This window comes from Rhizobium vallis (assembly GCF_003985155.1).
Classification (GTDB): Bacteria; Pseudomonadota; Alphaproteobacteria; order Rhizobiales; family Rhizobiaceae; genus Rhizobium; species Rhizobium vallis.
The window spans coordinates 820,876-842,153 of record NZ_ML133687.1; the positions used below are offsets into that span (position 1 = coordinate 820,876).

28 protein-coding genes are annotated in these 21,278 nt (G+C 61.0%); 7 read left to right on the forward strand and 21 right to left on the reverse strand.

All coding sequences use genetic code 11. From position 1 onward, the window contains the following. The 3 genes from EFQ99_RS09130 to EFQ99_RS09140 all read right to left on the reverse strand — a co-directional run bounded on the left by EFQ99_RS09130 (position 1) and on the right by EFQ99_RS09140 (position 4,165). Positions 1 to 1,500 carry a glycosyltransferase family 39 protein gene (locus EFQ99_RS09130; RefSeq protein WP_126920701.1) on the reverse strand — a complete coding sequence of 500 codons (1,500 nt, stop codon included), beginning with the start codon at positions 1,498 to 1,500 and terminating at the stop codon, positions 1 to 3. Between the two features lie 12 nt (positions 1,501 to 1,512). After that, the gene (locus tag EFQ99_RS09135; protein WP_126920702.1) at positions 1,513 to 2,529 is read right to left on the reverse strand and encodes a glycosyltransferase family 2 protein; all 1,017 of its coding nucleotides are present in this window, start codon (positions 2,527 to 2,529) and stop codon (positions 1,513 to 1,515) included. Positions 2,530 to 2,677: 148 nt separating this feature from the next. After that, a complete protein-coding gene (locus EFQ99_RS09140; RefSeq protein WP_126920703.1) occupies positions 2,678 to 4,165 on the reverse strand; it encodes an ArnT family glycosyltransferase in 1,488 nt (495 codons plus the stop codon). A gap of 176 nt (positions 4,166 to 4,341) precedes the next feature. Here EFQ99_RS09140 and EFQ99_RS09145 point away from each other — a divergent pair, with 176 nt between their 5' ends. Further along, the gene (locus EFQ99_RS09145; RefSeq protein ID WP_126920704.1) at positions 4,342 to 5,304 is read left to right on the forward strand and encodes a lysylphosphatidylglycerol synthase domain-containing protein; all 963 of its coding nucleotides are present in this window, start codon (positions 4,342 to 4,344) and stop codon (positions 5,302 to 5,304) included. On the opposite strand, the gene EFQ99_RS09150 is transcribed toward EFQ99_RS09145, so the two are convergent. Genes EFQ99_RS09150 through EFQ99_RS09165 form a run of 4 tightly spaced genes read right to left on the reverse strand, consistent with a single transcriptional unit; the run spans position 5,272 to position 7,626 of the window. Next, positions 5,272 to 6,513: an RNA polymerase sigma factor gene (locus EFQ99_RS09150; protein WP_126920705.1), complete on the reverse strand. Its 1,242-nt coding sequence runs from the start codon at positions 6,511 to 6,513 to the stop codon at positions 5,272 to 5,274. The two genes, EFQ99_RS09145 and EFQ99_RS09150, sit on opposite strands and share 33 nt — an antisense overlap. 9 nt (positions 6,514 to 6,522) lie before the next feature. Beyond that, entirely contained in the window at positions 6,523 to 6,882 is a 360-nt protein-coding gene (locus EFQ99_RS09155; RefSeq protein WP_126920706.1) for a YciI family protein, read from the reverse strand. A 2-nt stretch (positions 6,883 to 6,884) separates the two neighbouring features. Then, positions 6,885 to 7,244: a YciI family protein gene (locus EFQ99_RS09160; protein WP_126920707.1), complete on the reverse strand. Its 360-nt coding sequence runs from the start codon at positions 7,242 to 7,244 to the stop codon at positions 6,885 to 6,887. 25 nt (positions 7,245 to 7,269) lie between these two features. After that, positions 7,270 to 7,626, reverse strand: a complete 357-nt coding sequence (locus EFQ99_RS09165) for a YciI family protein (RefSeq protein ID WP_126920708.1) — start codon at positions 7,624 to 7,626, stop codon at positions 7,270 to 7,272. Between the two features lie 155 nt (positions 7,627 to 7,781). Here EFQ99_RS09165 and EFQ99_RS09170 point away from each other — a divergent pair, with 155 nt between their 5' ends. Then, on the forward strand, positions 7,782 to 7,997 hold the full coding sequence (locus EFQ99_RS09170) for a hypothetical protein (RefSeq protein WP_245441464.1): 216 nt from the start codon (positions 7,782 to 7,784) through the stop codon (positions 7,995 to 7,997). 9 nt (positions 7,998 to 8,006) lie between these two features. On the opposite strand, the gene EFQ99_RS09175 is transcribed toward EFQ99_RS09170, so the two are convergent. The 3 genes from EFQ99_RS09175 to EFQ99_RS09185 all read right to left on the reverse strand — a co-directional run bounded on the left by EFQ99_RS09175 (position 8,007) and on the right by EFQ99_RS09185 (position 10,329). Further along, positions 8,007 to 9,509 carry an AMP nucleosidase gene (locus EFQ99_RS09175; RefSeq protein ID WP_126920709.1) on the reverse strand — a complete coding sequence of 501 codons (1,503 nt, stop codon included), beginning with the start codon at positions 9,507 to 9,509 and terminating at the stop codon, positions 8,007 to 8,009. An 88-nt stretch (positions 9,510 to 9,597) separates the two neighbouring features. Next, positions 9,598 to 9,777, reverse strand: coding sequence for a hypothetical protein (locus EFQ99_RS09180; RefSeq protein ID WP_126920710.1), 180 nt, complete (start codon positions 9,775 to 9,777; stop codon positions 9,598 to 9,600). A 213-nt stretch (positions 9,778 to 9,990) separates the two neighbouring features. Next, positions 9,991 to 10,329, reverse strand: a complete 339-nt coding sequence (locus tag EFQ99_RS09185) for a DUF2147 domain-containing protein (RefSeq protein ID WP_126920711.1) — start codon at positions 10,327 to 10,329, stop codon at positions 9,991 to 9,993. 444 nt (positions 10,330 to 10,773) lie between these two features. Between EFQ99_RS09185 and EFQ99_RS09190 the strand changes: the two genes are divergently transcribed. Further along, positions 10,774 to 11,043, forward strand: coding sequence for an SEL1-like repeat protein (locus EFQ99_RS09190; protein ID WP_126920712.1), 270 nt, complete (start codon positions 10,774 to 10,776; stop codon positions 11,041 to 11,043). Between the two features lie 132 nt (positions 11,044 to 11,175). Here EFQ99_RS09190 and EFQ99_RS09195 read toward each other — a convergent pair whose 3' ends face one another. The 3 genes from EFQ99_RS09195 to EFQ99_RS09205 all read right to left on the reverse strand — a co-directional run bounded on the left by EFQ99_RS09195 (position 11,176) and on the right by EFQ99_RS09205 (position 13,379). After that, on the reverse strand, positions 11,176 to 12,291 hold the full coding sequence (locus tag EFQ99_RS09195; protein ID WP_126920713.1) for a pyridoxal phosphate-dependent aminotransferase: 1,116 nt from the start codon (positions 12,289 to 12,291) through the stop codon (positions 11,176 to 11,178). A gap of 105 nt (positions 12,292 to 12,396) precedes the next feature. Beyond that, positions 12,397 to 12,798: a PilZ domain-containing protein gene (locus tag EFQ99_RS09200; protein ID WP_126920714.1), complete on the reverse strand. Its 402-nt coding sequence runs from the start codon at positions 12,796 to 12,798 to the stop codon at positions 12,397 to 12,399. A 179-nt stretch (positions 12,799 to 12,977) separates the two neighbouring features. Continuing rightward, a complete protein-coding gene (locus tag EFQ99_RS09205; RefSeq protein WP_126920715.1) occupies positions 12,978 to 13,379 on the reverse strand; it encodes a DUF2177 family protein in 402 nt (133 codons plus the stop codon). 161 nt (positions 13,380 to 13,540) lie between these two features. Between EFQ99_RS09205 and EFQ99_RS09210 the strand changes: the two genes are divergently transcribed. Continuing rightward, positions 13,541 to 13,987: a baeRF12 domain-containing protein gene (locus tag EFQ99_RS09210; protein ID WP_126920716.1), complete on the forward strand. Its 447-nt coding sequence runs from the start codon at positions 13,541 to 13,543 to the stop codon at positions 13,985 to 13,987. A gap of 60 nt (positions 13,988 to 14,047) precedes the next feature. Here the strand turns inward: EFQ99_RS09210 and EFQ99_RS09215 are convergent, their stop codons facing one another. Further along, complete coding sequence (locus EFQ99_RS09215) at positions 14,048 to 14,914, reverse strand: LysR family transcriptional regulator (protein WP_126920717.1); 867 nt, start codon at positions 14,912 to 14,914, stop codon at positions 14,048 to 14,050. Positions 14,915 to 15,005: 91 nt separating this feature from the next. Here EFQ99_RS09215 and EFQ99_RS35460 point away from each other — a divergent pair, with 91 nt between their 5' ends. Then, positions 15,006 to 15,257 carry a hypothetical protein gene (locus tag EFQ99_RS35460; protein ID WP_126920718.1) on the forward strand — a complete coding sequence of 84 codons (252 nt, stop codon included), beginning with the start codon at positions 15,006 to 15,008 and terminating at the stop codon, positions 15,255 to 15,257. On the opposite strand, the gene EFQ99_RS09225 is transcribed toward EFQ99_RS35460, so the two are convergent. Beyond that, positions 15,208 to 15,540, reverse strand: coding sequence for a hypothetical protein (locus EFQ99_RS09225; RefSeq protein WP_126920719.1), 333 nt, complete (start codon positions 15,538 to 15,540; stop codon positions 15,208 to 15,210). The two genes, EFQ99_RS35460 and EFQ99_RS09225, sit on opposite strands and share 50 nt — an antisense overlap. 24 nt (positions 15,541 to 15,564) lie before the next feature. Continuing rightward, on the reverse strand, positions 15,565 to 15,843 hold the full coding sequence (locus tag EFQ99_RS09230) for a hypothetical protein (protein WP_126920720.1): 279 nt from the start codon (positions 15,841 to 15,843) through the stop codon (positions 15,565 to 15,567). Positions 15,844 to 15,893: 50 nt separating this feature from the next. Between EFQ99_RS09230 and EFQ99_RS09235 the strand changes: the two genes are divergently transcribed. Both EFQ99_RS09235 and EFQ99_RS09240 read left to right on the forward strand, forming a co-directional pair. Next, positions 15,894 to 16,334 (forward strand): glyoxalase superfamily protein, encoded by a 441-nt coding sequence (locus EFQ99_RS09235; protein WP_126920721.1) that lies wholly within the window; start codon positions 15,894 to 15,896, stop codon positions 16,332 to 16,334. 83 nt (positions 16,335 to 16,417) lie between these two features. Beyond that, on the forward strand, positions 16,418 to 17,785 hold the full coding sequence (locus EFQ99_RS09240) for an MATE family efflux transporter (protein WP_126920722.1): 1,368 nt from the start codon (positions 16,418 to 16,420) through the stop codon (positions 17,783 to 17,785). Positions 17,786 to 17,829: 44 nt separating this feature from the next. Here EFQ99_RS09240 and EFQ99_RS34970 read toward each other — a convergent pair whose 3' ends face one another. The 5 genes from EFQ99_RS34970 to iolE all read right to left on the reverse strand — a co-directional run bounded on the left by EFQ99_RS34970 (position 17,830) and on the right by iolE (position 21,221). Then, positions 17,830 to 17,991, reverse strand: a complete 162-nt coding sequence (locus EFQ99_RS34970) for a hypothetical protein (RefSeq protein ID WP_164736355.1) — start codon at positions 17,989 to 17,991, stop codon at positions 17,830 to 17,832. 101 nt (positions 17,992 to 18,092) lie between these two features. Then, entirely contained in the window at positions 18,093 to 18,929 is an 837-nt protein-coding gene (locus EFQ99_RS09245) for a helix-turn-helix transcriptional regulator (protein ID WP_126920723.1), read from the reverse strand. 71 nt (positions 18,930 to 19,000) lie between these two features. Continuing rightward, entirely contained in the window at positions 19,001 to 19,222 is a 222-nt protein-coding gene (locus EFQ99_RS09250) for a DUF1127 domain-containing protein (RefSeq protein WP_126920724.1), read from the reverse strand. An 89-nt stretch (positions 19,223 to 19,311) separates the two neighbouring features. Beyond that, the gene (gene iolB / locus EFQ99_RS09255) at positions 19,312 to 20,109 is read right to left on the reverse strand and encodes a 5-deoxy-glucuronate isomerase (protein ID WP_126920725.1); all 798 of its coding nucleotides are present in this window, start codon (positions 20,107 to 20,109) and stop codon (positions 19,312 to 19,314) included. 194 nt (positions 20,110 to 20,303) lie between these two features. After that, entirely contained in the window at positions 20,304 to 21,221 is a 918-nt protein-coding gene (gene iolE, locus EFQ99_RS09260) for a myo-inosose-2 dehydratase (RefSeq protein WP_126920726.1), read from the reverse strand. Positions 21,222 to 21,278: the final 57 nt, after the last annotated feature.

Genomic DNA, 21,278 nt, shown 5'->3' on the forward strand with positions numbered 1-21,278 from the left:
CTAATTCCCGGCTCGAGCCCAGGCATAACCGAGCGAAAAATTGTCGCCCTGGCGGCCGAAATAATAGGGAAGCGACAGCGAGCCGATCGCCTCCGACGCGATGCCGGCGGCGGCCAGCGCCGATGAAAACCGCTCCGGCATCACCGCATCCGCATCCGCAGCCGTCGTCTTCTTGCCACGCCAGGCGATGAGTACGGGGCCGTCCGCCGACGCATAGGCCGGAATGCCGGCTACAGGAAAATCCGGAATCACGACCGGCACATCGGGAAACTGCAGCCGCATGTTGCCGCCGATATAGGTATCCGACGCGATGATGAGCGCCGGTTGGGCCTGCCGCGTCATTTCGCGTGCAAAGCCGGCCATCGGCACGTTCGGTCGGCTGTAGGTGCCGATCAGCCCGGCGCCGACGACGCGGAAGCCGAGCGCGATCAGCACGCAGGCCATCAGCACCGGCACGACAGGCCGGAAGCGGCGCAGTCCAGCGGAAAGGTCGAGCCCGGCTGCCTGCATCTTCGCGAGGAAATAGATCGGCAGCACGAGCAGGAACGGGTCGAGCCAGCGTTCGCGGACCATGGTGGAGCCGGTGAAGAGCACGATGAGAGCGATGCCCGCAAGGCTCGCGAGCATCATCCGCTCCATCATCCCAGTCCATCGGTTTCCAGATGAAAACGCCCGGAAGAAATCCCGGCGGAAAGTGGCGGCAAAGACGGCGACGGGCAGCGCCGCGAAGGCGATGATGGCGACGAGAAAGGCGAGAAGGCCCTTGCCGATCCGCACGATGCCGGCGGGTTCGTTGCCAGCGGCCATCTTGACCAGAGTATCAGAGGAAGCGAATGCGAGATTGCTCCGCAGCCAGATCGCGTGCGGCAGGACGATAACGAGCGCGATCGCGATGGCGATCAGCAGACGCCAGTCGAGCACTCTCCGCCGCCATTCGGCATCGGGCAGGATGGCGATCACTGCGACGACAGGCATCAGCGCAAAATTATATTTCGAGATCAGCCCGATGCCGGTCGCAAGACCGAGCAGGAAGTAGCCGCCGATATCGGGCCGGTCGAGCGTGCGGAAGAAGCCGTAAAGGAAGAGCGAGCTCGCAAAGAGCAGCGCGGTCGTGTGGGTCAGATCCTGCTGGGCCATGTAGGAGACCTGGGGCAGGGTGATCAACGCCAGCATGCCGACGGCGGCAAGCGTCTGGTCTTTCAACGCTTCGCGTCCGGCAAGACCGTAGAACAGATAGCACAGGAAGAGCAGGATGTTCTTCGGGACAATAAGCGCGCCCATCGACATGCCCGTCACCGAAACGACGGCATACTGCATCCAATTGTAGAAAGGCGGCTGCGGGCCGTAGCCCGCCAGCAGATATTGCGAGAAGAAGGACTGCTCGGCTTCGTCGAGCTCCAGCGAATGCGGAAGCGCGATGCGCAGCACGATGTTGATTGCGAAATAGGCTGCAAGCAGCAGGCTCGCGGTTCCAATCGTCCTCGTCGCGCGCTTCAGCATCGTGCTGCCGGCTTACGCTTTGGTTTGATCGTCGAAGATCTGCCGCACGATATAATTCGGCGAGGCGTCGTCGCGGTAATAGGTCCGCGCGATCATCTCCGCCAGGATGCCGGTGGTGATCATCTGCACCGAGGATAGCAGAAGAACGACGCCGACCATCAGCATTGGGCGGGTTCCGATATCATTGCCCATGATGAACTTGTCGAAACCGAGATAGAGCAGGATCAGCATGGCGATCGCGCCGAGGCCAAGACCCAGCGAGCCGAAGAAATGCCCGGGCCGCGCCTTGTAGCGCATGAAGAACATCACCGAGAGCAGATCGAGGATGACACGGAAGGTGCGCGAAATGCCGTATTTCGAAACGCCGTGCTCGCGAGCATGATGGGTGACGGCCATTTCGCCGATACGTGAGCTCGGGACGACGCCTGCGACCCAGGCCGGGATGAAGCGGTGCATTTCGCCCATCAGCTTCACCTGCTTGATGATCGAGGCACGGTAGATCTTCAGGCTGCAGCCGTAATCGTGCAGCTTGACGCCGGTGATGCGGCCGATCAGGTAGTTGGCGCACCAGGAAGGGATCTTGCGCAAGAATAGCCCGTCCTTGCGGTTCTTGCGCCAGCCGACCAAGAGGTCGAGTTCGCGCCGCTCCAGTTCGGCGACCATCGCAGGAATGTCCTTCGGGTCGTTCTGCAGGTCGCCGTCCATCGTCGCAATCAGGCGGCCCTGGGCAGTGTCGATACCGGCCTGCATAGCGGCGGTCTGACCGAAGTTGCGCTGCAGCTCGACGATCCTGAGCGTCAGCCCCTCGCGTCCGACGAACTTGCGGGCGTTGACGAGCGTCGCATCCGTGCTGCCGTCATCGACGAGGATCAGTTCCCAGGGATGTCGATAGGCGGCCATCGCAGCCACGACACGCTCGACAAGCGGGCCGACGCTTTCCTCTTCGTTGAAAATAGGCACGACCAGCGACAGTTCGAGCGATTGTACCGGATCATTCGCACCGCGAATGGTTTCTACCGTTGTTTGCAACTCTTATCTCCAAAAGGCCGTCGGGCGAAACGGCTTCTTATAGCCGCCGCTGCACATGGGAAGCCTACTACATGAAGTGTTCGCCTGTTGCCAGCCGCCAATGCCGGATTCCCCGTAATCGGCTAATATGGCGCCGGCTGTCCGTATCCTATTTCGCGCCGCCCTCGACCCAGGAGTAACCGATCGAGAAGAGGTGTTTGTCGTCACCAAAGAGATAGGGCAGCGTCAGCGTGTTCAACTCTTGCAGATGAATGCCCGATGCTTCGAGATCGGCTGCGAAGTCTGGCGGGATGGCTTTGTCATCAGGCGTCTTGCCGCGCCAGACGACCAGCACTGGCCCTTTCGCCTGTGCGTATTCGGGAACGCCGGAACCGGCGAAGTACGGCATTGCACTGGGAACATTGAGCTCCAGTCGCAGATTGCCGGCAAGGTACTTGTCCGATGCCACGATGAGAACGGGCTTGCGGGCCGCGGTCAATTCGGCCGCGAAGCCGGCGATGGGCACGTTCGTTCTGGTATAGCCGACATATTGCACGCCGACGATCCGGATCAGCAGGATCAGCGGGATGACGACCATGAAGACGGGCACCACGGGCCGGAACCGCGCAAGCCCGGCGGAAAGGTCGAAGCCTGCCGTTTCCAGTTTCAGTAACAGGTAGAGTGGCAGGACGAGCAGAAACGGGTCGAGCCAGCGCTCGTGGATATCGCTCGCGCCGCCAATGAAGACCAGGCTGAGGACCGCAAGCAGGCTGATGGCCATCATGCGCTCGATCACCCGTATCATTGGGCCGGAGGAGGAGAGTGCGCGAAAGAAATCCCGCCGGAACGATGCCGCGAAGAGCACGATCGGCAGCGCGACAAAGCCGAGGACGGCGATGATGAAGGAGAGAAGCCCCTGTCCGATGCGGGGAAGGCCGGCGGCGGCCTCGTCCTTGGCGGCCATCCGCTTCAGCGTCGAGGCGGAGGCACGGGCGAGATTGTCGGGCAGCCAGAGCGCGTGCGGCAATACGATGAGAATGGCGACGACGATCGCCGCCAGCAGACGCCAGTCGAACAGGCGCCCGCGCCATTCCCGATTCGGCAGCACGGCAATGAGGGCGGCGAACGGAAGGATGACGAAATTATACTTCGAGATCAGGCCGATGCCGGTGGCGATGCCGATGACGAGATAGCTTCCGAGCGTCGGCCGTTGCAGCGTACGGAAGAAACCAAAGAGGAAAAGCGAGCTGGCAAACAGCAGCGCAACCGTGTGGGTGAGTTCCCTCTGTGCCAGGAAGCCCACCTGCGGCAACGTGATGAGACTAAGCATGGCGACGGCGGCAAGTGATCGGCTTTTCAGCACTTCGCGGGCGGCAAGGCCGTAGAAGAGGTAGCTTGAGAACAGCAGGATGTTCTTCGGAATCGAAATCGCCGCCATCGATATGCCGGTCACCGAGACGACGGCATATTGCATCCAGTTGTAGAAAGGCGGCTGCTCGTTATAACCGGCAAGCAGATATTGCGAAAAGAACGACTGCTCGGCTTCGTCGAGATCAAGTGTGTGCGGCAACGCCAGCCGAAGCGCGATATTCAGCAGGAAATAGCATGCCAGAAAGATGCTTGCGCCCGTAATGCCTTTGGTAATCCGCTCCAACATCGATCTCCACGTCAAGCCGGCAAGGCGCCATCATTTACCTGTCGGTCGCCGGCGTGGAAGCGAGTCCACCGCCATCGCCATCAACTCCGGCGTTGTGCGCAACCTTCATTTCTCCTAAAAGGCCGGGCGACGGAACCGAGGCCGCTAGCCGACGCCAAGCGAGGATTGCCTACTACATGAAGAGTTCGATCGTTGAAAGCCGGCAGTCCTGGTTTATGCGCAATCGCATGACCGTGCTGACGGTCGTCATAGTCGCAGCCTATGCGCTCTTCGTGCAATGGTTCTGGGGCTGGCCCGTCATCATCAAGCAGTGGAGCGATGTTGGCGCGGGTCCAGTGATCGGCGCGCTGGTCGCTCTGACGAGCACCTATTTCCTGCGTACGTGGCGCATCTACGACTATTTTCCCAAGGAAACGGCAGGCCGCTTCGCCACGCTCTTCCGCGTCACGCAGATCCACAATCTTCTGAACATCATGCTGCCCTTCCGCACCGGCGAGACCAGCTTTCCGCTGTTGATGCGCACGGAATTCGGCATTCCGTTGACACGGGGAACCTCGGCGCTTTTCGTCATGCGGTTGCTCGACCTGCACGCGCTTCTGGCCGCCGCCGGCATCGGCTTTGCGCTCGCCGCCGCAAATATGGTGGTTGCGTGGTTGCTCTGGACCGCCTTCCTGCTTGTGCCGGTTGCCTGCTTCGCCGCCCGCAAGCCGCTACTGCGACTGGCGGCCAGGCTGCTGCCTGCCAAGGCGCAGAAATTCGTCGCGGAGATCGAAAACGGCTTGCCGCTCGATGCCGTCGCCTTTGCGCGCGCCTGGGCGATGACCATCGTCAACTGGCTGGTGAAGGTGGTGGTACTTGCCTGGGCACTAGGCCTGATGGGCGTGCTGCCGATGGCGGCAAGCTTCGGCGGTGCGCTCGGCGGCGAACTCTCCTCCGTACTGCCGGTGCATGCGCCGGGCGGCGTCGGCACCTATCCGGCCGGCATCACCGCCGGCGCCATCGCTTTCGGCGCCTCGAGCGAGCGGGCAGCTCTCGCCGCGCTGGCGCAGGCGAGCGTCAATGCCCACCTGCTGATCATCGTCTCGGCACTCACCGGCACGGCGATCTCACTTCCGCTCGGACGTCGCGGCAAGCTCTGAAATCCGCTTTCTCAGAAACGCCTGCTCCGGCTCCTGCCGGCAGAGCGACAGCGCCGTTTCATAGGCCCCGATCGCCTCGCGCCTCCGGCCGAGACGGCGCAGAAAATCGGCGCGCGCCGAATGAGCGAGGTGATAGGTCTGTAGCTCCCGGCGCCCCAGAATGGCATCGACCAGTTCCAGCCCCTTCGCCGGGCCTTCCGCCATGGCGATCGCCACGGCGCGGTTGAGTTCCACGATCGGCGAGGGCTGCGCCGCCAGAAGCAGATCGTAATAGAAGACGATCCGCCGCCAGTCGGTCTCCTCAGCCGTCGGCGCTTTGGCATGCTCGGCGGCGATCCCCGCCTGTAGCGTATAGGTGCCGATCTCTGCCGCCCGCATCGCCTCGGCAAGTAGCGCCAGGCCTTCCGAGATCTTCCCATTGTCCCAGAGCGAACGGTCCTGATCCGCAAGCAGCACCAACGATCCCTCGCCGCCGCGGCGAGCGTTGCGGCGGGAGTCCTGTAGCAGCATCAGGGCCAGCAGGCCGTAGACGTCGGGGTGCGGCAGCAGCGTCAGAAGCAGCCGCGCCAGCCGTATCGCCTCCGCGGTCAGGTCGGCACGAACCACCTCTTCGCCCGAGGAGGCCGAATAGCCTTCATTGAAGACGAGATAGATGACGTGCAGCACCCGGTCGAGCCGCTCCGGCAGTGCCTCGCGGCCCGGCACCTCATAGGGGATTTTCGCCGCCCGGATCTTGCCCTTGGCGCGCACGATCCGCTGGGCCACCGTCGGTGGCGGAATAAGGAAAGCATGGGCGATCTCTTCGGTGGTCAATCCGCAGATTTCCCGAAGCGCCATCGCCATCTGCGCATCGGCGGGAATAACGGGATGGCAGCAGGTGAAGACCAGCCGCAGCATGTCGTCCTCGATCGCTTCCATGTCGCCGATCTCCGTTTCGTCGACCGTGTAGAGACTGTCTTCGATGTGCTGCTGCGAGGCATCGAAGCGCGCCCGGCGCCGGATCGTATCGATTGCCTTGAAGCGTCCCGTCGAAACGAGCCATGCGAAGGGGTTGCCGGGAATGCCGTCGTCTGGCCATGTCCGGGCAGCGGCGGCAAAGGCGTCGTGCAGTGCTTCCTCCGCCCGGTCGAAATCGCCGAGCAGGCGGATCAGCGTCGCCAGAGCCCGGCGCGATTGCGTTCGGTAGATTTCCTCGATCACGCTTTCCAACGGCGCACCTCAATCCTGCAGGGTCAGTATCCGAACCGGCCTGAGTTCGACCGCGCCGAAACGCGCCGACGGGATCCGCCCGGCAATCTCCCTTGCCTTGGCCATGTCGGGGGCCTCGATGACATAGAAGCCCGCCAGATGCTCCTTCGTCTCGACATAGGGCCCGTCGGTGACAGACAGCGTGTTGTTTCGAACGCGCAGCACCGTCGCCTTGTCAGGCATCTCCAACGCGTCGGAATGGATCATGATGCCGTCGCGGAGTAATTCCTCGTCGAAGGCGAAATGGGCTTTGATCAGTTCATTGGTTTCATCAGGCGTCAGCGTGCCGTCGGTGTCGGTGGAATTGTAGATCAGGCAGATGTAACGCATGGCTATTTCCCATCCTGAATTGCGTAAGTCGGGCGCACTTCAATTGAGGCATATCTGAGGATCGGAAAACTCGACGCGATCGTCTTTGCCTCCTCGATATTCTCGGCTTCGACAAGCACAAAACCGCCGAGGTGCTCTTTGATTTCGGCAAATGGGCCGTCGGTCGCAGAGGCTTCGCCGTTGCGCAGGCGGACCGTGATTGCTGTTGACGGTTCATGCAAGGCGAGCGCCACCAACAGATGACCGCTCTCGCGCCAGCGATTGTCGCTGATGATGCATTCCTGTGTGAGCGCATCCCATTCGGTCTGGGGGACCTGCTTGCTTTTTTCCGTGTCGAACCAGATCTGGCATAGAAATTTCATTGGTCTCTCCTCATTCAGTTCCGAATTATTTAGCTCCAAATTCGTGGATTGGCCGCACCTCGATCGCGCCGAGCTTAGCGAGCGGGATGCCGGCGGCAATCCGGATCGCCTCGTTTAGGTCCTTGGCCTCGATCAGGATGAAGCCGCCGAGGGCCTCTTTTGTCTCGACGAAAGGACCGTCCGTCACCGACGTCTCACCGCTTCGCACCCGGACGGTCACCGCCGATGTCGGCGGCTGCAGCGTATGGGCGACGATCAGATGCCCGCTTTCGGCAAGCGACTTGTCATAGTTCAGTGAGTTCGTGCCGAGTTCGGCCTTTTCCTCTTTCGTCCTGGCGCCGAGCACTGCGCCATCGAACCAGACCTGACAGAGATATTTCATCGCAGACAGCCTCCTTGTGCGTGTTCAACAACCCTGGACGACCGAGCCGCACGCATTTCGACAACGGCGGGAAAAATCTTTTGCTCCGGTCCGGTGTCGAAATCTCAGGGCAGCACTCGACTAGGCATCGTCGAAACCTGTCGAGGAGAATGACAATGAGTATTCTTGAAATTGCGCTGGCAAGCCACATCTGGGCGCGCCGCCATGAAAAGCGTGAGCTGGAGTTCCTCGAAAGCGATGGGCTGAAGGTCCTCCTGCGCGTCGCTTTCGCTTTCCTGGCCTTCAGCCTGTTGATCGCAGGGCTGAATATTGCCGCCGGCAGGCCGCAGACGCTTGCGCAGCGCTCAGTGCCTGTTGTGACAAGCCGATGAGGAAACGGCCTATTGGAAGGCCGTTTCGAAGAAGCTGCGGAGCTTGCGTGAATGCAGCGCTTCCGTCGGCATGGCGGCAAGCTTTTGCACGGCGCGGATGCCTATCTGCAGGTGCTGGTTGACCTGGGTGCGGTAGAAGGCCGTCGCCATGCCCGGCAGCTTCAATTCGCCGTGCAGCGGCTTGTCGGAGACGCAGAGCAGCGTGCCGTAGGGTACGCGGAAGCGGAAGCCGTTGGCAGCGATGGTTGCCGATTCCATGTCGAGCGCGATTGCGCGCGCCTGGGAGAGCCGCTTCACCGGCCCGCGCTGGTCGCGCAGTTCCCAGTTGCGGTTGTCGATCGTGCCAACGGTGCCGGTGCGCATGATGCGCTTCAGCTCGAAGCCCTCGTAACCGGTGATTTCGGCAACGGCGGCTTCCAGCGCCACCTGCACTTCGGCGAGCGCCGGGATCGGCACCCAGACCGGCAGGTCGTCGTCGAGAACATGGTCCTCGCGCATATAGGCATGGGCGAGAACATAATCGCCGAGCCGCTGGCTATTGCGAAGACCGGCGCAATGACCGAGCATCAGCCAGGCATGCGGGCGCAGCACGGCGACATGGTCGGTGATCGTCTTGGCGTTGGAGGGGCCGACGCCGATATTGATCATGGTGATCCCGGCATGGCCCTTCTTCTTCAAATGATAGGCAGGCATCTGCGGCAGGCGGGTCAGCGCCGCATCCGTTTCCGGTGCGTTTGAACCGGGCAGGGTGACGACATTGCCGGGCTCGACGAAGGCGGTATAGCCGTCGCCGCCCTCCGCCATCAGCTTGCGCGCCCAGCTGCAGAATTCATCGATATAGAACTGGTAGTTCGTGAACAGCACGAAATTCTGGAAGTGCTCGGCATGCGTCGCCGTATAATGCGACAGCCGGGCGAGAGAATAATCGATGCGTTGCGCGGTGAACGGCGCCAGCGGCGAGGGCTCTCCCGGCGGCGGGATATATTCGCCATTGGCGATCTCGTCGTCGGTGGTATTGAGATCGGGCGTGTCGAAAATATCGCGCATCGGAATGTCGATGAAGGCGTTGGTCGATGCTTCCACATGTGCGCCCTCGCCGAAGGCGAAGTGCAAAGGGATCGGCGTCGTCGACTCCGAGACGATGACTGGAACATTGTGGCTCTTCACCAAGAGCGCCAACTGCTCCTTCAAGTAATGCTTGAAGAGCTTCGGCCGGGTGACTGTCGTCGTATAGATGCCCGGTGCCGTGACATGGCCGTAGGAAAGGCGCGAATCGACGTGGCCGAAGCTTGTCGTCTCAATGCTGACCTGCGGATAGAAAGCACGGTAGCGAGAAGAGATCGGCGCGCCTTGCGCAAGCTCGGTGAAGCTCTTGATCAAGAACGCCGTATTGCGCTCGTAAAGCGCCGTCAGCGCTTCTACGGCCTTGGCGGAGTCATCAAAGCTTTGCGGCTGGAAAGGGGGTGGTGAGGATGTGTCGAGCGGCGACAAAGGGGAGATTCGTTTGTTCATGACGCATTATAGAGAGTTGTTTTTGACAAGCAAACGACGCGCGCCGACGGAATCCGATTATTTTATCTTCTTCCGTGTCCGATGCCGGTCACTGCACCGACGGCGCGCAGAAGTTGCCGTTTCTCTCCAGGCAGGTATAGCTTGCCCCGAAATGCGACTGCGTGCCGCCACCGCCATTGTGCACCACGACTGCTGAAAATGTGATCGCGAAGATCGCCGCAAACAGCGTGATGATGCTAAAGCGCCTTGCCAGAATATAGATGTTCATCGCCTTGCCCCCGATACGCACTTCATCGTGACAAGAGTTTTGCCATGCGACGGCTGAACGAGTGCTGAGATACCGGTTCATCCACCGTTCAGCTTGCCGGGCAGGCTCGGGCGGGGTTGTGCAGAAGATCAAGGAGCCCCAAGGGAGTTCGAAGCATGCCGGTGTGTCGACATGCTTTTGAGTTCCGGGATCGTTGGGTGGAGGCTTATCGCCTCAGAGTCGCGTCCAGGTCTGCGTCTTGCAGAGGACCTTCATTACGCAGCCCTGCATCCTCAGCGAGTTGCCGGAAACCTTGCCAGAGCCGCTATAGGTCTTATCGGCGGCCGGGTCGGTGATCTCACCCGCGTAGCTGCCGGCGGTTCCCGCAAGCGTGCCGATCTTGCGGCCAGCATATTTCCCGGTCTTCAGCGTCACGCAGTAACTGCCGCCGCAGGATGCGATCACTGCCGTATCGCCGGCGGCCGTCTTCCAGTTGCCGACGATGGGCTCCTCGGCATGCGCGATACCCGCGATCAGTGACATAGTGCCGGCGAGAACGAAGCTGCGGATCATCTTTTCCTCCATGATGTCTTTTGCCGGCCGCGAAAATAACTGACGCGAACGTAAAGGTAAATAAGCCCGACCGTTGTTCTGCGGATTGGGTAAAACGCGAGAAAAAAGCCATGTGGCGGGCTTGTAAAGATATCGCCTGCTGATTTCATGATGAACGATCCCTTTATTTTCAAATCTGAATCTTTCGTAAAATTCGAGCAAAAATCCTTAAATCGCAGGGAATCCGATGTTTAACAAAAATCCAATTTTACCAAGCATTTGCACTTTGTTTGTCTCAAATTAATCATGCATTTTAGGCGTTTTTTGAAAGCCGTTTGGCATAGTGAACCCATCAAACGAGCGGGGCAAACCCGCCGGACCGGAAGGGCCGAAAGCCGCGATAGACGGCAGGGCCCCAAAGGTAAAACAGGGTAAGTCATAAACAGGCTAACAGGGATAAAACCGATGGCACGCTTTGAAATGCATAATGCTGAAACGGCCACCATGGGTGGCGACAACAACAGCGCCGATGTCTTCTGCGAAATGGGTCTGATGTATGCGACCGGCCGCGGCTGCAAAGTCGATCTCGTCGCTGCCCACAAGTGGCTGAACATCGCCGCGATCAAGGGCAACGACCGCGCCGCCGAGCTTCGCGCCGACGTGGCCGCTTCCATGGACAAGATGCAGCTCGCGGCAGCGCTGCGCGCAGCCCGCGAATGGATGACGGTTCACTGAGACCGTCTCCAGCTGAGAATTAGACAGGAATAACAACCTCGAAAGAGGGGGCTGGCGGGTCGCTTTGTACGAGGCCGACGCCAGGAGAAGAGAGCCGCGCCCGGATCCTCCACCGGTCGCGGTTCTTCTGTTTTACCGGCCGGCCTTTTTCAGCACCTGCGGCAGCGATTCTTCGAGGAGCGCCATGTCAGTCTCCGGCCCGACGCTGACACGAATGCAGCGATTGAGCGGCGCCACGCCGGGCATGCGGATGAAGACGCCGTGCTCCATCAGTCCATCGACGATCGCCCGCGCATAGACGCCGTCGCGCCCGGCGTCGATCGCCACGAAATTCGTGGCCGATGGCAGCGGCTGAAGGCCGTTTGCGCGTGCGATGCCGCCGATCCGCTCCCGCGCCGCATGGATTTTCCCGACCACTTCGGCAAGATAGGCCTGGTCCTTGAGGGCCGCGAGCGCTGCTGACGTCGCCAGCCGGTTCATGCCGAAATGATTGCGGATCTTGTCGAAGGCCTGCGCCGTGCCTGCGGTCGAGATCACGTAGCCGGTGCGTGAGCCGGCAAGCCCGTAGGCCTTCGAAAAGGTGCGGGTGCGGACGACGTTCGGCATGTCGATGAGCGAGGAGATCGACGGCAGCGCATTTGCAGGCCCCGTCTCGCTATAGGCTTCGTCCAGCACCAGCAGCGTCGTCTCGGGCAGCGCCTTGGCGAAGGCGACGATCCGGTCGGCGTCCCACCAGCTTCCCATCGGATTGTCAGGATTGGCGAAATAGACGAGCGGCGCGTTTTCGCGCTTCGCGGCATCGAGGAGCCCGTCGAGGTCCTCGCGGTCGTTGACATAGGGAACGGTCACCAGCCGGCCGCCGAAGCCGGCGACATGGAAGTTGAAGGTCGGATAGGCGCCGAGCGAGGTGACGACGGGGGCGCCAGGCTCGATCACCAGCCGGACGATCTGGCCGAGCAACTCGTCGATGCCGCTGCCGATGTTGATATTGGCGGGGGGAATGCCGAGATGAGTGCCCAGCGCTTCTCTGAGCGCGAAATTCTCCGGATCATTGTATTTCCAGATATCGCCGGCATCCTCGCGCATCGCCGCAAAGACGGAAGGGGCAGGGCCGAAGCCGTTCTCATTGGCACCGATGCGTGCCAGGACGGCCAGTCCGCGCTGGCGCTCAATCGCCTCCGGACCGACGAAGGGAACTGTGGAGGGCAGGGCGCTGGCAAGAGGCGTTAGGCGCGAAAAGGCGGACATGCGAAGGCAATTTCCCGGGCACGGTGATATCAGGCGCAACAATAGGCCCGGGCACGGCCAAGGCAAGCAAGATTATTCCCGCGTCTAGCCTATCAGCAGCCTACATTACGCGCGGAAGATCGGCGCCCGCCGGGCGTTGATTGCTTCCATGTTGCCGACGAGGAAGTCGGTGCGAACAACGCGGCGCAGAACTTCGGGATCCAGGATGTTGATGAACCGCACCCCGATGCGTTCCTTGTGGCGGTAGACCTCCGCGCAGCCGATACGATAGGCGAGGCCGAGAATGTTGAGATAGTAGTGCTTCGGCAGACCGGCAGTGGTCGACACGATGAAGGTGGCGCCGCCTTGCGAGATATCGATGATCTCAGCGCTACGCATCGAGACGCCGGTGAGGCATGGCCGGACCGCGACGATGCGGGCGGGCCGCTTAACATTGAACTCTTCCCAGCGCAGGTCGTAAACGGCGGATTTGACCGTGGCAAGGTGTGTAGCGCGGAGCATAGTCATCTCACATTCTCCGTCATTCAGGGCACATTCGGGGTCTTGTTCCAACCAAGGTCACATGAATGTTTTGCGCATTCGTCAAATATAAAATTACCATTTTAACGAGTTTAAACTTTGTTCCCAAGCGGGACGGCAGGATGTCCATTATCGGGACGCGCGCTTTCACGTTTGGCTCTCTCGTTTCAGCCGATGAGCCTGACGGCGAAATATCCGCCGGCGGCCGTCAGCGCCGTCAGAGCGGTGCCCCAGGCCATGTCGACCACGCTCATGACGAGCGGCCAGTTGCGCAGCGTGGCGAGATTGGTGATGTCATAGGTACCATAGGCCGCCAGTCCCAGAATGGCACCATGGACAAGCGCTGTTGTGATCGACCCTGCCGACAGCGCCGGCAGCACGGCAAGCACGACGACCGCGGCGGTGAAGAACAGATAGAATAACGCGGCGAGCGCAAGATTGGGCGAAGGCAGCATCAGCGCCCCCAGCTGGTCGCGATAGAAGCTGCGGGCGATGAGGCCGAGCCATACCCCGTCGCCGAAAAGAAGGGTGAGGAGGGTGCCGGCATAGGCGATCAGGGCTGTCTTCATCGTCAATCTCCCAACCTGTCTTTCTACGCGGCAAAGGCCGACCGGATTGCCGCTCGATCGATTTCGACGCAATTTTCCTGAACTCTTTCAATGGCAGGGCGTTCTGCGTTGATCGATGATGCGGCGCGCGCGCTTCGAACGACGATAGCAAGGAGTTGAAGATGACCGACGTCAAAGTCCCTTGGGAATCATGGGTTGTGGTCTGCAACGGAGCCAAGGCTCTGATCATGCAGAATGCCGGCGATGCCCAACTGATGAACCTGAAGGTACTGGAAACCCTGAAACAACCGAGCGAACCGGATCGCGAGATCGGCACCGGCAAGCCTGGCCGCAGCCATGCCGCCGATGGCCTCAGCGGAAGTGCCGTCGAGGAGACCAGCTGGCAGGATCAGGCTGAAGCGCAATTTCTGAAACAAGTGGCGGAGAAGCTGGACGAACTGGTGCAGGAAAAGGACGCCCGCCGCATCGTCCTCGTTGCGCCGCCGAAGGCGCTTGGCGTGTTGCGGCCCGCGCTCCGGGCCGATACGCAGGCGGCGATCTCGGCCGAATTGGCAAAGGATTACACGAATATGCCGGTCGATGAGATCGAACGGCATCTGGCCGCTTGAAACGGCCGCAGTTAAACGAAGGGACGCGGGCCAAAGGCCCGCGTCTTCCGTGTCGATGCGTCACCTTGCGGCTCGCTGCCCGGCAAGCAAATCTTCATGATCGGCAAAGAGCGCTGCAAGACGATCGATAACGGTCCTGACCTCGGGCCGTTGTCGCTCGTCGTCATGCGCAACGATCCACATTTCATATGTCAATTCGTCGATCACAGGCCCGGCGCGGACGAGCCTGCGCTCCTGATCGCCGATGAAACAGGGGAGCACGCCGCGGCCGGCACCGCCGCGGATCAGGTGAAACAGCATATGCGGTGTGTTCGTCCAACTGGTGATCCAGTAATCCGGCTGTTCGAACGTCCATTTGTCTGCCGGCGTGATGGCTGTATCGGTGCCGAGCGAGATCCAGTTGCAGTTGGCCTCGTCATAGTCTGCCGCCTGGTAGGCCGCATGCGCCACCTTGACCGAACGGCGGATCGCAACATTGCCGCTGTCCGGCCGGCCGTGGCGAATGGCGATATGCGCCTCGCGATAAGTGAAGTCGATGCTTGCGTCACAGGTCTTGTAGCACATGCGGAAGCTGTCCTTCGGCGTCCAGACGCTGGTGAGATGGTCAGCGATGAAGCGCGACGTCCAGCTGTCGGCAGCGGTCGAGACGATCGGTAGCGTCAGCACCTCGCCGCGCCAGTCGGAGATCGCGCGCGCCGCGTCCTGCATCAGCCGGACACGATCGAGCAGTTCCTGCCCGTCCTTCGCCAGCAGATAGCCGGTCGGGCCGCGACTGAACAGTGACCGGCCCGTCACCCGTTCGAGCGTCAGCATACGCCGGCCGATCGTCGGCGCGCTGAGCCCGGTGCGCGCCGCCGCCGCCGAAAGGCCGCCGCCCGTCGCGACATGGAAGAAAAGTTGAAGGTCGTCCCAGCTCGCGTCTTTCATGGATGAAAACCCCCTTTCCTCGGCGCCTCTACATCGCAAGGGTGTGAAGCCTTAGCTCAATTACTCCAGCAAATAGATGGAGGACGAGGCAATGCTTCTCAACTGGGTTATTCTCTTCAACGAACTGAAAGGCCACGATCGCCGGCCGCGCCGCGATCCTTTTGCCGATCCGCTTGACCAGCCGGAGTGGCGCGGACTTCTCTGGATCATTCCTGTTATCGCGCGCCTCACCACAAGGCGGGGCGCCGAAACAAGGGTACTGCGCCGTGACGAACCACCGATCGGAGCGAACCTCAGTTTTCGAAGCTCAGCCGCAGCACGTGGTGCAGGAATTCCGGATTGATCAGCATGTTGAAGCTGATCGTCACCAATTCCTCTTCGCGCTTGACCACGGTCGCGCCGATTTCGTCATGGATGCCGAGGATTTCGAGGAAGAAATGACTCGGCATTTCCAGGTTAGGGCTTACTTCGAGCAATGCGCCGGCAAGCGTGATCGTGCGGATCAGGCAGCGTACCTGCGTTCCAGTGCTGAGGTGATGGCCGACGAAGATGATGTTGCCGGGTCTATCGAGAGTGAATTCCCTGTAAGCACGTTCCGGCTTGGGGTGTTCTGTATCGAGGTGCATCTGAAAGGCCCTTTTAGCCTCCGCTCATTGTATGACAGGATAATAACGCAGGAGTGCTGACAATTGCTGAAGAGCATCATTAAGATTGAAGCCTTCTGCCGGACCTGCCGGAGAATCGCACCGATTTCGAGCAGATTTGCCCCAAATCTGTTCATTGACAGCGACCTGCGCCATTCTTGACATGCCGGCGGTGTTCGCGCATACAAAGGGCCGGTTCGAGGCACCGGCCGCTCGCGGATGAAAATCCATGGTGAAGCCCTCGCGATCATGGTCACGGCCCTTGTGCATGCTGACTGGCGGCAATGCGAGCTCCCATCTGCAGTCGAAGAGCATGCCTTGCGAAGGCTCACTCCATGACGACGACTTATCCTGCCATTGAAGAATTGAAGGCCCAGGCCAAGCGCCTACGCCAGGCGATGAACGATCGCGGCACCCCGCTGACCCACAGTGCGGCCTTGGAAATGATTGCCCGCCAGCACGGCGCGCGCGACTGGAACACGCTCGCAGCTCTTGCGGCAAAGCCCAATGCCGGACCGAAGACGCCGCTCTTCGTCGGCGCACATATTCGCGGCCGTTATCTCAATCAGCCGTTCACCGGTGAAATTCTGGCGCTTTCGGCCCTGCCGGGCGGCGATCTCCACAGGATCACCATCCATTTCGATGAGCCGGTTGACGTCGTCACCTTCGAAAGCTTTTCGGCCTTTCGCCGGCGTGTGAACGCGCAGATCGATGCCGACGGCATCTCGCCGAGGAAAACCTCGAACGGCGTGCCGCATCTGGTGCTCGACCTTTAAATTTTTCCCATCCTCTTCAGGCCGATATTTCCGGATGATTTTAACCCGGATCGGGCTTGGCCGGATATTACACGGATTTTTCCATGACTGACCTTTCCGAAGGCAATGCTTTTCTCACCGGCTGGCTGCCGGGCGTCTTCATCAAGACCGCGGCGCCGATCGTCGCGATCACCACCGTCAACGGCCTCTTCGCCGTCGTCGACGCGTATTTCCTCGGCGCCTATGTCGGCCCGGATGCGCTCTCTGCGGTCAGTCTGATCTTTCCGGGACTGATGCTGTTGATCGCGCTGCAATCGCTGGTCTCGAACGGCATGGCGAGTATCCTCGCCCGCCGGCTCGGTGCCGGCGATCGCCAGGGCGCGCAAAGGCTATTTGCCGGCGCCCATACGCTGGCGCTCGTCGTCACCCTGGTCCTCAATCTGGTCTACTGGACCGTCGGCCGGCAGATCATCGATGCCGGTGCCGCGGGCAATGCCACCGTTACCCACAGCGCCATGCAGTTCATGGGCATGATGATCGTCTTTGCGCCGGTGAGCTTCTTCCTGTCGCTGCATCTCGACGGGCTGCGCTGCGAAGGCAAGATCGGTTTCATGACGTTGGTGACGCTGTCGGCTTCGCTGCTCAACATTCTCGCCAACTGGCTGTTCATGGCGGTGATGCATTGGGGTGTGCTCGGTTCTGCGACGGGATCCATCGCCTCGCAATTCGTCTGCCTTGCGATCGTGCTCGCCTATCGCAAGCTCCGGCCAGCGGCGCTGAGGCCCTCCGGGGGATTCGCCCGTGCCGAATGGCGTGAGATCATCGCCTTCGGAGCGCCCATGAGCCTCGGCTTCATCGGCATATCGCTGGCTTCCGCCGCCATTCTGATCAACGTCTCGCTGTGGAGCGAGCATGACTATGTCGCGACGGTCGCCGCCTATGGCATCATCACACGGATCATGACCTTCACCTATCTGCCGCTGCTCGGTCTCAGCATCGCGCTACAGACGATTGCCGGCAACAATCATGGTGCCGGTCTCGGTCTCCGCGTCGGCCGCAGCCTGCAGATCGCGATGGGCGCAGCACTCGTCTATTGCACTCTGGTGGAGATCACAGTCGAACTGCTGGCGGGCCGTCTCGGCGCGGTCTTCGTCGCCGATCCCGCCATTATCGCCGAGGTCAGGCGAATTCTGCCGTGGACGATCGGCGCCTATTTCCTCTTTGGGCAGATGCTGATTCTCTCATCCTATTTCCAGTCGATCGGCGATGCGCCGCGGGCGGCGATCTTCGGTCTGTCCCGGCCCTATCTCCTGACCCTGCCGCTCACCTTCCTGTTGCCGCTGGTCTTCGGCGAGCAGGGAATCTGGATGGTGCCGGTCTTTGCCGAGGCGGGAATGCTCGTACTGGCCTTCCTGGTGCTGTCGCAGAACGCCAAAAGCCGCGGCTGGCGCTACGGGCTTCTGCCCGCCTGAAATGGAAAAGCCGCGCTCCCTGGCGCGGCTTTTGCCCGTATCTTCTATTCCTTGTCACTCAAAGCGGCCGATGTCGCGGCGTCGGCCTCGTTCAGCGCCTTGGCGCATTCCTCGCAGCAAACCTCGACAGCATTGCCGCCGAGCTTGACGGTGACGGTCTCCGGGCCGAGTTCGCAGTCGCAGGCGGCGCATGTGGTCTTTTTCATCTGATGATCCTCCGGTTGATCGTCCCGGGATCGGGACAGGTCCATAAGATCATCGAAGGCCGCATCGCCGCTGTCGAAATCTTTAGCGATCGACCTCCGCTCTACTTGCGCCGCAATTGCGCCGAGCGCTGAAATTCGGCCGGAGTCTGTCCGTAGGACTGCTTGAAGGAAGCGCTGAAATGGCTGTGGCTGGAAAAACCGAGGTCGAGCCCCAGCGCGGTGAGATCGTCATACTGGCCGAGAAGATCCAGCGCGCGGGCAAGCCGCAGCCGTAGTTGGTAGCGGTAAAGCGGCGTCGCCTCGACCTGCTGGAAGACCTGGGTGAGATAGACGGGCGAGACACCCACCTCGGAGGCGATTTCCCCGAGTGTCCAACGCCGCGCGAGATCGGAGGAAAGCACCAGCTTTGCCCGGTCGACGAGCTTCTGTCGGCCAACGCTGGCGCCCGCCGCATGTGACGTGCGTTCGCCGAGCGAGCGACGCACGAGCGTCAAGGCCAGTGTTTCCGCCTCTAGCGTTTCGGCGACGTTGCGGCTGAGACCGTGACGCAGGAGAGCGACCAATGCCTGTGCACGCGGATCGATCCGCCGGCGCTGGCGGCGGAAGGAAAACGGTGGGCCGGCCTGTACCTGATCCTTCGGCGCCAGCTCTTCGAGCATGGATTCATCGATCGCCAGATCGATGCAGGCGTCGCCGCCTTCGATGGGATGGCTGATGCGATATCCCTGGCCGGCGTTGAAGAACAGCATCTGGTTGGCTTCGGCCACCGTATCATTGCGGCCGACATGGCGCATGAAGACGCCGCGATAGGGGTAGACGAGGCTCGTCTTGTGGGCGCACTCCTCGTCGCTCTTGTGACGGCAGTCGCCATTACAGACGATGTCACGAATGGTGACGGTCTTTGTCTTCAGGAGCGGTGCTATTGAAAACTGCGACATGGCGTCTTCCGGCTTGGACAGGCCGCCTGACGAGGCGGCCCCGGGCACAGTATCATACCGAAACCGATGTTTCAGTAGCGGCTGTAGACGTGTACATCACTTTCCGTCTGCCCCCGCGAGAGGCCGATATCTTTCAACTGGTCGTCGGAAAGTTCCATCAGCGCATTTCGTGCGCGCCGTTCTGTCATCTTGTGCGACAGCCAACGGGCTGCCGCGATTGCCGCAAGAAACAGGCCGGGATACCGCGAAGGGTTGGCGTTCCCGGCCGATATCGTGAAATTCGAGCTGTGCATGGTAATCCTCCATCCGTGTTTGGATGGAGGCAGTGAACCATCTGCAGCAATGGCGCGCTGTCAGATTATTTAGCGATCGAACGCGGCTCTCACGCTTTCAGCAACCACTCGTGCTCAGGGGCGTTGTGGAATTTCCAGATGCGCTTCGGTCCGGCCATGACGTTGAGATAATAGAGATCGTAGCCATGGGTTGCCGCGCAGGGGTGATAGCCCTTCGGCACCAACGTCACGTCGCCATCCTCGATCGCCATTGCCTCGTCGAGCGACCGATCGTCAGTGTAGACGCGCTGGAAGCCGAAACCCTGTGGCGGGTTGAGGCGGTGGTAATAGGTCTCTTCCAGGAAGCTTTCGTTCGGGAGATCGTCCTGGTCGTGCTTGTGCGGCGGATAGGAGGAGGTATGGCCGCCCGGGGTAATCACCTCGACGACGAGCAGCGAATGCGCCGAGCTGTCGTCTTCCGGCATGATATTGTTGACATAGCGCACATTCGTGCCTTTGCCGCGTGTCACCTGTGGATGCGTGCCGGGCGATATTTCCTTCGCCTGATAGGTGCCCCCGCCGGGCGCCGAGCAGACGGCGAGCTCCAGATCGGTCTCCGCTGTCACCGACCACGTCGATTCCATCGGGATATAGAGCGCATGCGGAGCGCCTTCGAACGGGCTCATGCGGCCGCCGAGGGTCCCGAAATCCTTCGTTCCGGCCGATGCCTTGCCCTTGCCGGTCACCCAGACAAGGCAGACTTCGCGATCGCCCGTCTCGCCGGAAACGCTTTCGCCCGGCTTCAGGCGATGCAGATCGAAGCCGACATAGGTCCAGCCGGCGCTTTCCGGCGTGACATGCGTGACGCGACCATGCGTGCCTGATGGTTTCACCTTGAGGTTTGGCATTGGCTTTTCCTTCGTTACTTGGAAAATTCCCCTCCCCAACCCCTCCCCACAAGGGGGAGGGACTACCTGCCGAGCTCTCTCCATTCTCGCCGTAACTTCTCGTCCAGAAGGACGCTCGCTCATGGCGTGAGGCGGTGCCGACGTTAAGTCCCTCCCCCTTGTGGGGAGGGGTTGGGGAGGGGTCTCTCAGCTCGTTATCCCTTCGGGAAACCTTCGGTTTCCACCGTATAACCCGCAGCCGTCATGACGCGCATCAGTTCGGCATGGCCGATCTCTGCCATCTTCTGCGGGGGCGCTTTACGTGGATCCTGTTCGGCTTCGACGACGAACCAGCCTTCATAGCCGTGATCGGCGAACCGCTGGACGATGGCGCCGAAATCGAGCGAGCCGTCGCCCGGCACCGTGAAGGCGCCGAGCGCCACCGCATCCAGGAAGGACTGCCGGCTGCGGTCGAGCCCATCGACCACAGACTTGCGGATGTCCTTGACGTGGACGTGGTTGATACGGGCGTGGTGATTGTCGATGGCGCGCAGCACGTCGCCGCCGGCAAAGGCGAGATGCCCGGCGTCGAGTAGCAGCGGAATGCCTTCGCCCGAATGGCGCATGAAGGCATCGAGTTCCGGCTCGGTCTCAACGACCGCCGCCATGTGGTGGTGATAGGAGAGTGGCATACCCTGTTCGGCGCACCATTCGCCGAATTCGGTGACGCGGCGCGCATAGGCCTTCATCTCGTCATCGGAAAGGCGCGGCTTGGTCGCGAGCGGCTTGGAGCGGTCGCCCTGGATCGAGCGGCCGACTTCGCCATAGACGATACAGGGCGCATTGACCGCCTTGAACAGCTCGATCATCGCAGCGATGCGATCCTTGTTGGCTGCAAGCTCCTCATTAACAAGCGTGCCGGAGAACCAGCCGCCGCACAGCGTCACGTCGGCGGCGCGGAGGATCGGGAGCATCTCTTCCGGGTTGCTGGGGAAACGGCGGCCTTGTTCCATACCGGTGAAACCGGCGCTGCGCGATTGCCGCAGGCATTCCTCGAGGGACACATCGTCGCTAAGCTCAGGAAGGTCGTCGTTCCACCAGGCGATGGGCGACATGCCAAGTTTGGCCTTCATCAATATTCTCCTTAAAGACATTGCAGAGGAGCGGTTGCGCTCCTCTGGAAAAAATGA

What these genes read in the sequence shown, in the direction of transcription:
- EFQ99_RS09130 (WP_126920701.1), bottom strand. Translation starts at nt 1,500, where the DNA reads ATGCTGAAGCGCGCGACGAGGACGATTGGAACCGCGAGCCTGCTGCTT.
- EFQ99_RS09140 (WP_126920703.1), bottom strand. Translation starts at nt 4,165, where the DNA reads ATGTTGGAGCGGATTACCAAAGGCATTACGGGCGCAAGCATCTTTCTG.
- EFQ99_RS09145 (WP_126920704.1), top strand. Translation starts at nt 4,342, where the DNA reads ATGAAGAGTTCGATCGTTGAAAGCCGGCAGTCCTGGTTTATGCGCAAT.
- EFQ99_RS09155 (WP_126920706.1), bottom strand. Translation starts at nt 6,882, where the DNA reads ATGCGTTACATCTGCCTGATCTACAATTCCACCGACACCGACGGCACG.
- EFQ99_RS09160 (WP_126920707.1), bottom strand. Translation starts at nt 7,244, where the DNA reads ATGAAATTTCTATGCCAGATCTGGTTCGACACGGAAAAAAGCAAGCAG.
- EFQ99_RS09165 (WP_126920708.1), bottom strand. Translation starts at nt 7,626, where the DNA reads ATGAAATATCTCTGTCAGGTCTGGTTCGATGGCGCAGTGCTCGGCGCC.
- EFQ99_RS09170 (WP_245441464.1), top strand. Translation starts at nt 7,782, where the DNA reads ATGAGTATTCTTGAAATTGCGCTGGCAAGCCACATCTGGGCGCGCCGC.
- EFQ99_RS09175 (WP_126920709.1), bottom strand. Translation starts at nt 9,509, where the DNA reads ATGAACAAACGAATCTCCCCTTTGTCGCCGCTCGACACATCCTCACCA.
- EFQ99_RS09180 (WP_126920710.1), bottom strand. Translation starts at nt 9,777, where the DNA reads ATGAACATCTATATTCTGGCAAGGCGCTTTAGCATCATCACGCTGTTT.
- EFQ99_RS09185 (WP_126920711.1), bottom strand. Translation starts at nt 10,329, where the DNA reads ATGATCCGCAGCTTCGTTCTCGCCGGCACTATGTCACTGATCGCGGGT.
- EFQ99_RS09190 (WP_126920712.1), top strand. Translation starts at nt 10,774, where the DNA reads ATGGCACGCTTTGAAATGCATAATGCTGAAACGGCCACCATGGGTGGC.
- EFQ99_RS09195 (WP_126920713.1), bottom strand. Translation starts at nt 12,291, where the DNA reads ATGTCCGCCTTTTCGCGCCTAACGCCTCTTGCCAGCGCCCTGCCCTCC.
- EFQ99_RS09200 (WP_126920714.1), bottom strand. Translation starts at nt 12,798, where the DNA reads ATGACTATGCTCCGCGCTACACACCTTGCCACGGTCAAATCCGCCGTT.
- EFQ99_RS09205 (WP_126920715.1), bottom strand. Translation starts at nt 13,379, where the DNA reads ATGAAGACAGCCCTGATCGCCTATGCCGGCACCCTCCTCACCCTTCTT.
- EFQ99_RS09210 (WP_126920716.1), top strand. Translation starts at nt 13,541, where the DNA reads ATGACCGACGTCAAAGTCCCTTGGGAATCATGGGTTGTGGTCTGCAAC.
- EFQ99_RS09215 (WP_126920717.1), bottom strand. Translation starts at nt 14,914, where the DNA reads ATGAAAGACGCGAGCTGGGACGACCTTCAACTTTTCTTCCATGTCGCG.
- EFQ99_RS35460 (WP_126920718.1), top strand. Translation starts at nt 15,006, where the DNA reads ATGCTTCTCAACTGGGTTATTCTCTTCAACGAACTGAAAGGCCACGAT.
- EFQ99_RS09225 (WP_126920719.1), bottom strand. Translation starts at nt 15,540, where the DNA reads ATGCACCTCGATACAGAACACCCCAAGCCGGAACGTGCTTACAGGGAA.
- EFQ99_RS09235 (WP_126920721.1), top strand. Translation starts at nt 15,894, where the DNA reads ATGACGACGACTTATCCTGCCATTGAAGAATTGAAGGCCCAGGCCAAG.
- EFQ99_RS09240 (WP_126920722.1), top strand. Translation starts at nt 16,418, where the DNA reads ATGACTGACCTTTCCGAAGGCAATGCTTTTCTCACCGGCTGGCTGCCG.
- EFQ99_RS34970 (WP_164736355.1), bottom strand. Translation starts at nt 17,991, where the DNA reads ATGAAAAAGACCACATGCGCCGCCTGCGACTGCGAACTCGGCCCGGAG.
- EFQ99_RS09245 (WP_126920723.1), bottom strand. Translation starts at nt 18,929, where the DNA reads ATGTCGCAGTTTTCAATAGCACCGCTCCTGAAGACAAAGACCGTCACC.
- EFQ99_RS09250 (WP_126920724.1), bottom strand. Translation starts at nt 19,222, where the DNA reads ATGCACAGCTCGAATTTCACGATATCGGCCGGGAACGCCAACCCTTCG.
- iolB (WP_126920725.1), bottom strand. Translation starts at nt 20,109, where the DNA reads ATGCCAAACCTCAAGGTGAAACCATCAGGCACGCATGGTCGCGTCACG.
- iolE (WP_126920726.1), bottom strand. Translation starts at nt 21,221, where the DNA reads ATGAAGGCCAAACTTGGCATGTCGCCCATCGCCTGGTGGAACGACGAC.